Origin of the sequence: Rickettsia bellii RML369-C (assembly GCF_000012385.1) — a bacterium.
In the GTDB taxonomy this organism is placed as follows: domain Bacteria; phylum Pseudomonadota; class Alphaproteobacteria; order Rickettsiales; family Rickettsiaceae; genus Rickettsia; species Rickettsia bellii.
Window position 1 is genome coordinate 67,459 of sequence record NC_007940.1, and the last position, 13,632, is coordinate 81,090.

Below are 13,632 nucleotides of genomic sequence, written 5' to 3' on the forward strand. Positions count from 1 at the left end.
TTAACTTGCATTAATAAATCTTATAATTATTATCTAACTTTTACTTATTAGTTAATTTTAATGCAAAAATATATTATTTTATCAATATTAGCTTCTTGCTTATTAATGAGCTGTAATTCAATTAACAATAAAAATTTATCTCAAGGCAAAGAAGTTCTAACACTATTTCCTTTAGAGAAATACGACCAAAATGTTTCTACTTGGTTAAATCCTGATGATCCTAATTATAATACTCCATTATTAAATGCAGATACGCAGCAGAAATATTTTGAATTATTTTACGAGCATAACTGTGGTAAATTATCTCCGTGGGATCAAAATTTTGTTAATATAGTTCTGCATAAAACTTCTCCGGAAGATATAGTATCTATACAAGAAGAAATAATTAGTAAATATAGCAATAGAGGTAAAAAAGCAGAAAACGATATAGGTTATGCTGAAAATTATCGTCCTTACTCACCTGCTTGGGCTGATCAAATTACTTATAATATGAATATAGCTCAATTCGCTAATTTAGATTATAACCCTAATAATAGAGGTATAGCTATTGATAATTTATATGCTAGAGCATTGCCAACAAATGATGTGCATTTTTACAGTAATAAAATTGCCGGTCAGGGGTATCCTTTCGATAATCTTCAAGAAACTGCTATTTGGGCAGGAACACCTTTATATGTAGTTGGAACTACTATGGATAAAAGTTGGTCTTTAGTAATAACACCTTCTTCATTTATAACTTGGGTAGAAAGTAAGGGTATAGCTAGAACATCAAGCAAGTTTATAGATAGCTGGCGAAAAGCAGCTAAATTAAAGCTTGGTGCGATTACTCAAACAAATACAAATATTATAGATTTAAATGGAAGGTCTTTATTTACTGCTTATATAGGCTCAGTATTTCCTATAGTAGATAGTAAAGATACCTCAAATAAAAAATTAATGATACCAGTAGTAGAAAATAATCAAGCTATTATTAAACATGTATCAGTACCTAATGAAAATGTTAAAGCTATGCCTTTAGACTTTACTAGGCATAATATGGCAAACCTTATGAGTAGTTTAATAGGTAGACCTTATGGTTGGGGAAATATGTATTTTTATAATGATTGTTCTGCAGAATTAAAAAATCTTTTTACACCTTTTGGTATATGGCTACCTAGAAACTCAGGTGCTCAGGCAGAATTTATTAAGGAAAATTTCTATGCAGTTGATATGAGTGCTGCTACTTCGTTAGAAAGATTATCTTATCTAATGAAAAATGGAAAACCTTTTCTTACTATAATACATATTGAAGGACACGTATTTTTATATATAGGTAATTATCCCAACGTTCATAATAAAGAAAGTACCTTAATGGCTATGACCTATCAAAATATATGGGGATTGCGTCCTAAAAACGAAAATAGTCGTATTGTGATTGGAGGAAGCCTGTTTCTGCCATTATTACTGGGGTATCCGGAAGCTCCTAAAGCTCAATCGCTTGCTGATAAGAAACGTTTTGAAATATTATATTTAACTAATTAATTTATCTATCTATGTTTTTCATTTCCTAGTTTCTTATCTAATTTGATGTTTAATTTAGTTGGTGTTGTTATTATGCTCTTTTGAATATTTTGTCTTTTTTCTTGAGATAATAAATTTTCATTATTATTGGATATTTTCGCTATAATCTGATTAATATTATTCTGCTCTAGTTTTATCGCTTTATCGTTATTTAAAATTAGTCCCCCAATTTTTTCACCAATTTTAGGAGCATATTTTACGGCAAAAATTGAAACAGGCAAAACTACAATAGAAAAAGCTGCCCCTGCTGTTGCAACGCTAATCGCTCCGACTAAAAGGGCACAAGCAGCACCAGCAATTTTTCCGGTAGTTTGTTTAAATAGATTACTTCTTCTTGTAAGTTCTGAAGATATCTCTAATACTTTACTAAATTCTTGTTGTATATAAGTGTTTACTTCATTAGGGGTTTTGTACTTATTTATGCCATATCTTAAAGATGTACGAAATAATTTTGCGTACGATTGTGCATAATTAATTATTTCGTCGAAATTCTTTTCTTTTAAAAGAACTTTAAACACGTTTTTTATTTTTAATTTTTCTTCGCTACTTATTTTTTCAGCTCCAAAATACATTTCTACTAGATTTTCTGCTACGATATCCTGTGATTGTTCGGAAATATTTTGATTATTTTGATCTTCTGGAGTAATCAGAATTACAAATAATTTTAGAGCTAGAGAAAAACTATCATCATTAATAACACGTAGCCTTAAGTGATTTTTAAGCCTTGAAATACATGCATTTATATATTTTTTAGCTTCAGGTTTTGAATTAAGTCTTACCGCATAATCTATAGCAAGCATATTTGCAAGAGTTGAGCAGGTAATTTCGGTAAGGTTATTAATAAAATTATTAATAATGTCTTTTTTAAATAAAGTAATATCTATATTATTCATGTTGAAGATAATTCTCGTATATATAATATTAATTTGGCATAAATAAGGTTAGGAGGGTGAGCTACTGAAAGTTTGTAAATATTTTTAGGTGTTAATACTTCTTCATTTCGTACTCTTACAAATGATATAAGTGTGTTAGGCGGCATATAAGAATAGATTTCATGAAATATTTTTAGGAAAGTTATAAAATCCACAGCTGCATATTTTATATTTATACTATAATTATTTACACGAATATTTTCATTTTCGTTTTCGATTGCCGGAATATTATTTTTAAAAAATACTGAGTTTATTGATATATCTATAGGTTCTAGTAGATTATATTTATTGCTTAAACCTTTTATTTTAGGAATTAATTCTTGATAATTTAAGCAGGTTACTTTATTTGGTAAACTTAAATCGACATATTTCTTATAGGATTCTAAAATTTCTTCTTTAGAATTTTGTACGGAATAAAGCTTTAATACTTCTTCAGTTAAACTTTCTTGAGCTAATTGTTTATCAAGAATTGATTGTGCATATTCTTGCTGTAAACTTTTTATTACCCAAACAGTTAATGAAATAAAGAAAAAATATATAATAAATTGAAAGAATATAAGATTCTTTAAATACACAATATATATTTTTGAAACATCTCTTTACCTTAAATAATTTAAGTTTTTTCGTCAATGATACTAACAAATAAAGGGATTTCTACTCTATTTGATATATCAATTATTTTATCCTTATATATAACGTAATCTATATACAAATGAGGTAATTTATTTTTTACGCTTGTCATATGATCATTAAGCATTTTGATTGACTCATCTACCGAGATGCCTTGAGTATTGTAATTAAGCAATAGTTTAATTAATAAATGTTTTTTTGAGACCAGTAAAATATTATCTATATTTGTTAATTCCCATTTTATTTCTTTTACTTTAAAAGATGGATTAAGGGTAATAATAAGTTTTTCAAGTAGTTCAAATGGTAATGGTACTGGTGCTTCCAGTAATTTGTCTATTACGTATAAGTCAGCAAGGCTAGTAGTATTTTTAATATATGGATATTTATATTTTATATTATCATATTCTTGATTTGTGGCATAATATTTTTCATTAATAAAGTTAGTGTCTTTATAATTTGTATCTGTACGATATTTCATAACACCAGCAGTAATTATTAGTGTTGCAAGTAATGCAGCAGATAATTTAAATGTTAAGCTTCTTATAATAGTTAGCTTTTTTATTGATTTTAGATAACTATTAGAAGCAGGAAAGTTTTTATGCTTGATAAGTAATTTACTGATATTTGTATCTATAAGCCGAGTATTCTCTAGATTCGGTTCGTTTAATATGTCATCAACTGGAACAAGGATTACACGATAATCTTCAAAGCTTATAGGCTCTAATAAAGATTTTAATTCTTCATCTACTATAAGAATAATGCAAACTTCTTTATTGAGATTATTGATATAGTTTTTAAATAATATAAAACAGTCATTAATTTCCTGTTCTATAATACCTTGAACATAGCTAGCTGTCTTATCAAATGGATATTCAAAATTTATAATGGTGATTATATTATTTTTATGTTTGATAATGAACTTTATACCGCTAGCTTGTGTTGCAAAAGCACAAATTTGAAAATAATTTGCAAATTTATTATTTTCTACATTTTGAACTATTTTATTGATAATAACTTGTAGTTCTAGTGTTAAAAAATACATTCCTTTAAAATTAAACAATCTATTTTCTATTACGCATGAAACTATATCGCTTAAAGGAGCTTTTAAAGGAGATGACATAATTAAAAGCGACCAAATCTCGCTTGGTTGAGAAGTAACCTCATAAACACAATGAGCTATAATATCTTCTTTTTCAAAATACCCTGCAATAAATTGTTCAATAGGATCTATCTTGACTATAGATTGCAATACTGGCAACTGATCATGACGCATCTTGCATTCAGTATTATCAAGTAAAAAGTAAATATCGCTTTTGGAAAATTTATTAAAAAAATTCTTATATAAGCTTAAATCAATTTGTTCTTCTTCCTTATAAGGAATAAATAATTTATCTAATATTTTATCGCCAAGAAAAGCACTAAGAAAAATGCCTTTATTGCCTAATAAAACTACAATATTTTTTTTCAGTTTAAATAAGTCAAAAATATTTTTCATGAATATTTTTTATAAATTAAGTTTATTTTGATTATAATTCATTATATATAATTAATTTTTATACTTATCATAATATATATGTCTAAATTTACCACCGAAGAAATTAGAAGTAAATTCATATCTTACTTTAAAGCAAATAATCATACGCATGTAAGTAGCAGTCCGCTCATTCCGCATAACGATCCGAGCCTTATGTTTGTTAATTCTGGTATGGTACAGTTTAAAAATGTCTTTACTGGGCAAGAAAAAAGACCGTACGACAAAGCAGTAACCAGTCAAAAATCGCTACGGGCAGGCGGAAAACATAATGACCTTGAAAATGTTGGCTATACCGCAAGGCATCATACGTTTTTTGAGATGCTCGGTAATTTTTCTTTCGGTGATTATTTTAAAGAGCAGGCTATATATTATGCTTGGAATTTATTAACTAAAGAGTTTGAATTACCAAAGGATAAGCTTTATGCAACAGTTTATCACACTGACGACGAAGCAGCCTCTTATTGGAAAAAAATAGCAGGGTTTTCGGATGATCGCATAATCAGAATTAAAACGAATGATAATTTTTGGTCAATGGGTGATCTAGGTCCATGCGGTCCGTGTTCAGAAATATTTTATGATCATGGTGAGCAAATATATGGTGGTTTACCTGGCACCAAAGATGAAGATGGTGACCGCTTTATCGAAATTTGGAATATGGTATTTATGCAATATGAACAGATTAATAAAGACACCAGAATAGATTTGCCGAAGAAGTCGATTGATACTGGCATGGGTCTTGAGCGTATGACAGCAGTGCTACAGCATGTTAATAATAATTATGATATAGATTTATTCCAAGAAATAATTAGTTTCACAGAAAATATATTAAAGGTGAAAGTAGAGGCAGAGGCAAAATTCTCATACCGTGTTATTGCTGATCACTTAAGAGCTTGTAGCTTTTTGATAGCTGATGGGGTAGTGCCATCAAGTGAGGGACGTGGTTACGTGCTACGCCGCATTATGAGAAGAGCTATGCGTCACGCTCATATACTAGGGTCAAAAGAGCCGCTAATGTATAAGTTACTGCCGAAACTTGTTGATTTAATGGGCAATACTTATCCTGAGCTTAAAAGAGCTGAGAGCTTTATAAGTAGTATATTGGAGCAGGAAGAAATTAGATTTAAAACGACTTTAGAGCGTGGTTTAAAATTACTTTCTGAAGAAACAGAAAATCTAAATGCAGGCGGTAGATTATCAGGTGAAGTAGCCTTTAAGTTGTATGACACATATGGGTTTCCTCTTGATTTGACGGAAGATATTTTAAAAAATCGTAATATTGCTGTTGATCATCAAGGATTCGAACAGCAAATGCTAGAACAAAAAGAGTGCGCTAGAAAATCTTGGCTTGGATCGGGTGAATCTAAAACCGATCAGCTATGGTTTGATATTAAAGCAAAATATGGCAGTACGGAGTTTTTAGGCTATAATCTTAATGAAGCTGATGGAAAAATAGTTGCTTTAATTAAAGATAATGCTTTAGTAAACGATATTAGCGAAATAGATACGCAATTTCTCTTAATAGCCAACCAAACGCCTTTTTATGGTGAGTCAGGTGGGCAGATGGGCGATATCGGAGTAATTAAAACCCAAAATTGTGAAATAGAAGTAATAGATACTCTAAAATATCTAGGTTTTATCATAGTTCATAAATGCGTTCTTAAAAAAGGTAAGGTTATTACGGATGAAAATGCTAATTTTAGTATTGATGTTAAATATAGACAGAATTTAAGAATTCACCATTCGGCAACCCATTTGCTTCATGCAGTATTGCATCAGATACTTGGCAAGCATGTTACGCAAAAAGGATCACTCGTTGCTACTTCTTATTTAAGATTTGATATTAGCCATCCTAAAGCTTTAACTCCTGAAGAAATTGTTTTAATTGAAGATAAGGTAAATGAGATTATTAGAGATAACCACGAAGTAGATACTACGCTTATGTCTACCGAAGATGCTGTAAAACAAGGAGCTATGGCATTATTTGGCGAGAAATACGATTCTGAAGTTAGAGTAGTTAAGATGGGGGAAACTTCGCTCGAGCTATGTGGCGGTACGCATGTCAGACATACCGGTGATATTGGTTGCTTTAAAATTACCAGCGAATCAGCTATTGCAGCAGGTATTCGTAGAATCGAAGCAGTTTGCGGTGAGTTTGTAATTAAGCTAATTAGGGAAAAAGAGGGGCTACTTAAAAATATAGAAAATAGCCTAAAGACTAACAAAAATGAGCTTGTCAGTAAAGTTAACAATATTTTAGAGCGTAATAAAGAGCTTGAAAAGGAGTTAGAAAAAACTTATTTAGCTAGTTTAGATTTAAGCGTCGAGCAGATTGAAAAACAAGCCGAAAAGATCAAGGAAATTAAGTTAATTTATTGTCATGTAGAAAATTTAGACAATAAAATTTTACGTCAAGCTGCCGAGAATTTAACTAAAAAAGTAGAAGATTTAGTAGTGGTATATGTTGGAAATAATAGCTCTAAACTATCTATTACCGTAGGAATAAGTAGGGCTATAACAGATAAATTTAATGCAGGGTTCATTGCAAAAGAACTTTCGTTATTCTTAGGTGGTAGCGGTGGCGGTGGGCAGCCTTCCATTGCCCAAGCTGGTGGAAGTGATCTTGCCAAACTACCAAAAGTTAAAGACCAACTACAAAGCTTATTGGATGCTTAATATAACTTTAAATTAAAAAGGTAATATTATTGTTGTACTGCTAGTAGAAAATGTATATAGTGCGTTTATAGTTTTTTAACTTGAACTGGGGACAGTCAATTTTGCAAGTTTCGCCTGTGTTCACGTATTAAGTATACGTCCGCAGTCTCACTTTTAAATTAACTATCCCGAGTCCAAGTTAATTCACTATGTATTAATAGTAAACGATTATAAGTGTCTAAAAAGCCTAAACACGACGAAATTATCCGAAGTGCGTTTGAGAATCCTTTAGTTTCTAAAGAGTTTTTTGAGATGCATTTACCTCCCCATATACAAAATTTGATTTCCTTTGAAAAGCTGAAAATGGAAAAAGACAGTTTTGTAGATAAAAGACTCAAAAAATCTATAGTAGATATTTTATTTTCTGCTAAGTTTGGAGATGGAAAAGGTTACTTATATCTGCTCTTAGAGCATCAAAGCTCGCCTAATCATAATATGGCTTTGAGGTTATTTCGGTATATGTTTAAAATTGCCGAATATCATAAAAAATCAACAAAAAGCAAAAAATTTCCTTTCATATATCCATTAATATTTTATAACGGTGTACAAAAATATAATGCTCCACGAAATCTATGGGAATTATTTGAAAATAGTGAACTTGTAAAGGCTACATGGACTAATGACTATCAATTAATAAATGTACATGATATTCCGGACGAAAAATTGAAAGAAAAAGCATGGTCTGGGATTTTACAGTTCTTTATGAAGCATATTCATGAGCGTGATTTATTAAAAGGTGGGAAGAAGTAGCTGATCTTTTGCCTAAATTTGCTAAAATAGATATTGGTATTGAGCATATAGAACTAATTTTATGCTACACTTTGACCAGAATTAAACAAGATGATATAATAGAAGTAGAAAAACTACTTCAATCAAAATTAAATCCTAAAAAAAGAGAAAACGTTATGAAAAGTATAGCTCACCATTGGATGCAACAAGGTAGAGAAGAAGAAAAAGCTATTATGGCAAAGAATATGAAAAGTATAGCTCATCATTGGATACAACAAGGAAAGGAAGAAGCAAAAGCAGAAGCGAAAGCGGAAGCAGTAAAGCTAGTTAATATTAAAATGCAAAAAGAAAAAGTTATGATGACAAAGAAAATGCAAGAAGAAAAAATTACTATGGCAAAGAAAATGCTGAAAGAAGGTATTCCATTAGAGTCTGTTATAAAAATTACAGAATTATCTAAAGCAGATTTAGAAAGATAAAATCACTGTATATTTAAGTATTTTGATAAATACTAAGAATCTCAAAATCTTGCCCTTTTAAAAAAAACTTTTCTGGAAACGTAATTTTTGCTACAAAATTTTTCACTGATTTATTTGATAAATATATTGTAGCTATAGTATTACTCTGCTCGTCGTTATTTATACGTGCTGATAGTAGAGTAATTATTTGTTCTAATTCTTCGTCATTTTTAGGGTAGAGCTGTAAATCAAATTGCTGATTGCCAGTTGCATTTTCAATTGATGAAAAGCTTTTAGCAGTGATTTTAATACCGCCCTCATCTTTAATGATATCGCAATTAACAACTACTAGACTTTTGACGTCAAGTAGATGTACGTAATCTTTTAAAACCTCTTCACTAAAAATACTTAACTCAAATATATTTTCAGGATCAGAAAGCACTAAGGTAACAAATCTACCTCTTGCTGACATACGAGAATCTTTCTTTTGTATTACACCAGCAATCATTACTCTATTAGTACCATCAGGCAAATTATTATGTAAATCAGCAGAGCTTAAGATATTTAGACGATTAAATATTTCTTTATATTCTGTTAGCGGATGATTTGAGATAAATAGCCCCATAGCCTCAAATTCATAAAAAGCTAAAGTATTTTTATCAGCGTAATCACTTGAAACTAATATTTCTTTGCTTAAGCTAGAGACTTTAATTAAACTAAATTGATTAGATGCCTGTTCTTCATGATAAGAAACCGAATATGCAAGAAGCTTAGAAATGCTTAAAAACAATTGCAATCTATTATCATGTAATTCGTCAAAACAGCCAGCTTTAATTAGATTTTCAAGTAATTTACTGTTGATAGCTTTTGGTGGTAATCTCTCAATAAAATCAACAATCGATTTAAAAGCACCTCTTGCATTTCTTTCATCTGTTACTAGCTTACCAAAATTCGGCGTGACTCCCTTTATAGCTCCAAGTGCAAAAATTATAGAACTATCAATGTCATACTGCGGCTTGACCGCAGTATCTTTTAATTGGTCTCCATGGATACCGCAGTCAAGCCGCGGTATGACAGACTTTACACTAAAATACCCACCTGAAATATTAATATTCGGTGCAATGATTTTTATATTATTATCTTTTGCTTCTTGTAGGAATAAATTAATTTTATCGTGATTATTTAGTTCAAGATTTAAGCACGCAACTACGAATTCTGCTGGATAATTAGCTTTAAGATATGCTGTTTGATATGAAATAACCCCGTAAGCTGCGGCATGTGCCTTGTTAAAACCATAACCAGCAAATTTAGCAACAGTTGCGAAAATAGATTTAGCTTGAGCCTCAGAAATATTATTAGCTATTGCACCTTTAACAAAAATTTCTTCTTGTTGTTCCATCTCAGCTTTAATTTTCTTACCCATGGCTCTGCGAAGCAAATCAGCAGCACCTAGCGTATAACCAGCTAAAACTTGAGCAATTCTTTGGACTTGTTCTTGATATATTACTACTCCATAAGTTTCTTCTAAGATAGGCTTTAATAACTCATGCAAATAATCAGGCTGCTGTAATTTATGCTTACAAGCTATATAGGTTGGAATATTTTCCATAGGTCCAGGGCGATATAACGCACCAAGAGCTATTAAGTCATGTATGGAGTCGGGTTTAAGGCGTCTAAGTGCATCTTTCATCCCAACACTTTCAAACTGGAATACACCGACTCCTTTACCTTTACATAACATTTGATAAGTTTTTTCATCATCAAATGTCATATCGTTAAAATCTATTTCTATATTTTGTTCTTTTAACAATTTCTTACAATCGGTAATAACAGTTAAAGTTTGTAGCCCAAGAAAATCGAACTTAATTAAACCAGCAAGCTCACAATATTTCATAGAATAACCGACTACCAGCATATCGGAATTAGCATCTTTGTAGACAGGTACTATATCAACTAAATCAGTACCGGCTATTACAATTCCTGCTGCATGCGTTGAGGAGTGGCGATGCAGCCCTTCAAGAATTAATGAGGTATCAAGTACCAGCTTAATTAATTCTAGCTCACCCTCTAAATTATATAATCCGTTACCTTTAGCAGCATTGGCAAGCTCCGGCACTTCTCGTATTGCCTGTTCAAGCGTAACGGGGTTTATTGCACTAAACGGCACTAATTCAGTTAGATAATCTGCAAATTTATATGGCAAGCTTAGTACTCGTGCAACATCCTTAATTACAGCCTTTGCCTGCATTTTACCGAAAGTTATAATTTGTCCTACTCTATTATTACCATATTTAGAACGTACATAATTAATAACTTCTTCTCGTCTTTCCTGACAAAAATCAATATCAAAGTCAGGCATTGAAATACGATCGGGATTCAAAAATCTTTCAAATAATAAACCAAATTTAATAGGGTCAAGATCAGTAATAAGTAAGCTCCAAGCAACAACTGATCCTGCTCCTGAACCTCTGCCTGGTCCTACTAAAATACCCTGCTTTTTACTCCATTTTATAAAGTCGGATACGATCAAAAAATAACCAGCAAAATTCATACTGCATATAATATTTAGCTCGTAATCGAGGCGAGCAAAATACTCAGTTTTAATACTTTCTTGGTGTTCTATGGAAATATGTTCAGATTTGAATTTTGTATCAAGTCTTGCAAGTAATCCGTCTTTTGCTTCTTTTCTAATTAAATCAGTTTCACTAATGTCTTTAGTAGCAAAATTAGGAAGCATTGGAGGATTTGTATGGGCAGCAAAATAACAACGCTGTGTTAAATTTACTGTATTTTCGATAGCACTAGGTAGATCGGCAAAAAGCTCGATCATTTCTTTTGCTGATTTAAAATAACAATTCTCACTAACTGTTTTACGATCAGGATATTCTTTAGTAACACCGGCAGAAATACATAATAATACATCATGTGCATCATGCATGCTTTTTTTGCTGAATAGTACTTTATTAGTAGCAACAAGCGGAATATTTAATTTTGATGCTATTTTAATATAATTATCTTCAATAAGCTGCTCTTCTGGTAGATCGTGTCTCATGATTTCAAAGTAAAAACGATCTCCAAAAATTTCTTGCAAGTTTCGTGCAAACATTTCAGCTTGTTCTTCTTTATTAGCAAGCAAACATTTTCCTATAACGCCTTCAGTATAACAACATAATGTTATTAATCCCTCTTGATGTTCTTTTAAATCCTCAAAAGTAATATGGTTGCATATTTTACGATCATTTGTGGTAAAGGTGATACTGGATAGTTTAAGCAAATTTTTATAGCCAGTTTCATCTTTAGCTATTAATAATATTTCTGCAAAAACACCCGTCTCATATTGTATATTTAAAATAACTCCGTGAATAGGCTGCAAACCTTTCTTTATTGCATATAAAGCAAACTCTAGTGATCCAAATAAATTCTCTTTATCTGTTAAGCAAATAGCAGCCATTTTATAAGAAGAGGCAAGTTCTACTATTTTCTCAGTAGTTAATGCACTTGCTAAAAAAGAATAGGAACTTTGCGTTCTTAAATGTATAAATTCAGTTTGCATTTTTAATTAGTGTTAAAGTGTATGATTTTGTTGTAGAGTCCTATGTCATTCCTGCGTAGGCGGGAATCCAGAAAAAATTACAAATACGGCAAATCCTTTAGGATTAAAAGCTCGATTCATCTCGCTTTATGCGGGATTCCGCCTACGCAGGAATGACATCAGCACTAAATCTTACTTCCTACTGTATAATATCTAAAGCCTATGCTCTCCACCTCGTCAGCTTTTAAGATATTCCGTAGATCAATAATTATAGGTGTTTTTACCAAGCTATAAATTTTCTGCCAATCAAGTGCTTGAAATTCGCTCCACTCGGTAGTAATAATTATAGCATCAGAAGAATCACAAACTTTGATTGCGGAATCTAGATATAACAAATTTTCATTTTGAAAAGTTTTTTGAGAATTTTCAAGACCCATGGGATCGAATGCCTTAACGTATGTCCCTTTATCTAATAAATTTTTAATTATCTCAATTGCAGGACTTGCTCTAACATCATCAGTACCGGCTTTGTAGGTTAAGCCTAAAACTGCTATATTTTTACCTTTTAAATCTTCATCTAATAAAGTAGCTATCTTATCTACCATCAGGCTCGGACGTTCTTTATTACTTCTAATCACTGCTTCAAGAATTTTAGAATCTATGTAATTATTCTTAATAATACTATTTAGTGCCAAGATATCTTTTGGAAAACATGAGCCTCCAAAGCCAGGTCCAGCATTTAGAAAGGCTGTTCCAATTCTTTTATCAAGCCCTATCCCTTTAGATAAATTTTTAATATCAGCCCCAATTTTTTCGCATAAATTAGCCATCTCATTAATAAAAGCAATTTTAGTAGCTAAAAAACTATTTGAGCCATATTTAATAAGTTCTGCTGTAACTAAATCAGTTATTACTAATTCTGCTCCATTATCCGTTAAAGGCATATAAATCTTTCGTAATATATCCTCTGATTCTTTATTATTTACACCAATCACGATACGATCAGGATATAAAAAATCTTCTACAGCATTCCCTTCACGTAAAAATTCTGGATTTGATGCAACATTAAATGAGAAACCTTTTTCTTTTAAATAATTAATGATATTATTACAACTATTTGGTGGTACAGTTGATTTGATAACTATTAAACAATCTTTGTTTATATGTAGAGAAATTTTATCTATTGCCTCATAAACATAACTTAAATCGGCTTCGCCTGATGCTTTAGAGGGTGTACCAACTGTTATAAATACTGCTTCGGTATTTTTAAGTTCCTCGTTATAAAAGCTAGTAAACTTTAACCTTTCATGTTCCAAAGCTTGCGTAAAATATTTATCAAGTTTAGTTTCATAAATTGGTAATATTCTCTTATTTAACTTAGAGATTTTGGCTTCATCATTATCAAGACAAGTAACATTGTGACCTAGATAGCTCATCATAACACCTGAAACTAATCCCACATAGCCGCTACCAATAAATGTAATATTCATAATTTTTGATGATTTTTTCTAGATTATACTTTATATTTAACAAATATTACAAGTC

The 13,632-nt window shown here is 31.0% G+C and carries 9 protein-coding genes; 4 read left to right on the forward strand and 5 right to left on the reverse strand.

Annotation, left to right across the window (positions count from 1 at the left end; all coding sequences use genetic code 11):
• Positions 1-60: 60 nt before the first annotated feature.
• Positions 61-1,521, forward strand: coding sequence for an SH3 domain-containing C40 family peptidase (locus tag RBE_RS00350; RefSeq protein ID WP_011476763.1), 1,461 nt, complete (start codon positions 61-63; stop codon positions 1,519-1,521).
• Between the two features lie 5 nt (positions 1,522-1,526).
• On the opposite strand, the gene RBE_RS00355 is transcribed toward RBE_RS00350, so the two are convergent.
• Genes RBE_RS00355 through RBE_RS00365 form a run of 3 tightly spaced genes read right to left on the reverse strand, consistent with a single transcriptional unit; the run spans position 1,527 to position 4,617 of the window.
• Positions 1,527-2,453, reverse strand: a complete 927-nt coding sequence (locus tag RBE_RS00355; protein ID WP_011476764.1) for an RP853 family protein — start codon at positions 2,451-2,453, stop codon at positions 1,527-1,529.
• Positions 2,450-3,076 (reverse strand): hypothetical protein, encoded by a 627-nt coding sequence (locus RBE_RS00360; protein ID WP_041804584.1) that lies wholly within the window; start codon positions 3,074-3,076, stop codon positions 2,450-2,452. Before RBE_RS00360 ends, RBE_RS00355 begins: the two co-directional genes overlap by 4 nt.
• A gap of 29 nt (positions 3,077-3,105) precedes the next feature.
• A complete protein-coding gene (locus tag RBE_RS00365; RefSeq protein ID WP_011476766.1) occupies positions 3,106-4,617 on the reverse strand; it encodes a hypothetical protein in 1,512 nt (503 codons plus the stop codon).
• 78 nt (positions 4,618-4,695) lie between these two features.
• Between RBE_RS00365 and alaS the strand changes: the two genes are divergently transcribed.
• The 3 genes from alaS (at position 4,696) to RBE_RS09010 (ending at position 8,576) form a co-directional block, all read left to right on the forward strand.
• The gene (gene alaS, locus RBE_RS00370; RefSeq protein WP_011476767.1) at positions 4,696-7,329 is read left to right on the forward strand and encodes an alanine--tRNA ligase; all 2,634 of its coding nucleotides are present in this window, start codon (positions 4,696-4,698) and stop codon (positions 7,327-7,329) included.
• 213 nt (positions 7,330-7,542) lie between these two features.
• A complete protein-coding gene (locus tag RBE_RS09005) occupies positions 7,543-8,118 on the forward strand; it encodes an Rpn family recombination-promoting nuclease/putative transposase (protein ID WP_011476768.1) in 576 nt (191 codons plus the stop codon).
• Between the two features lie 8 nt (positions 8,119-8,126).
• On the forward strand, positions 8,127-8,576 hold the full coding sequence (locus RBE_RS09010) for a hypothetical protein (RefSeq protein WP_011476769.1): 450 nt from the start codon (positions 8,127-8,129) through the stop codon (positions 8,574-8,576).
• 13 nt (positions 8,577-8,589) lie between these two features.
• Here the strand turns inward: RBE_RS09010 and dnaE are convergent, their stop codons facing one another.
• Positions 8,590-12,108: a DNA polymerase III subunit alpha gene (dnaE, locus tag RBE_RS00385; protein WP_011476770.1), complete on the reverse strand. Its 3,519-nt coding sequence runs from the start codon at positions 12,106-12,108 to the stop codon at positions 8,590-8,592.
• 164 nt (positions 12,109-12,272) lie between these two features.
• A complete protein-coding gene (locus RBE_RS00390; RefSeq protein ID WP_011476771.1) occupies positions 12,273-13,577 on the reverse strand; it encodes a UDP-glucose dehydrogenase family protein in 1,305 nt (434 codons plus the stop codon).
• Positions 13,578-13,632 lie beyond the last annotated feature (55 nt).

Excerpts from the sequence above, each read along its gene's own strand:
- RBE_RS00350 (WP_011476763.1), top strand. The coding sequence starts at position 61 with ATGCAAAAATATATTATTTTATCAATATTAGCTTCTTGCTTATTAATG.
- RBE_RS00355 (WP_011476764.1), bottom strand. The coding sequence starts at position 2,453 with ATGAATAATATAGATATTACTTTATTTAAAAAAGACATTATTAATAAT.
- RBE_RS00365 (WP_011476766.1), bottom strand. The coding sequence starts at position 4,617 with ATGAAAAATATTTTTGACTTATTTAAACTGAAAAAAAATATTGTAGTT.
- alaS (WP_011476767.1), top strand. The coding sequence starts at position 4,696 with ATGTCTAAATTTACCACCGAAGAAATTAGAAGTAAATTCATATCTTAC.
- dnaE (WP_011476770.1), bottom strand. The coding sequence starts at position 12,108 with ATGCAAACTGAATTTATACATTTAAGAACGCAAAGTTCCTATTCTTTT.
- RBE_RS00390 (WP_011476771.1), bottom strand. The coding sequence starts at position 13,577 with ATGAATATTACATTTATTGGTAGCGGCTATGTGGGATTAGTTTCAGGT.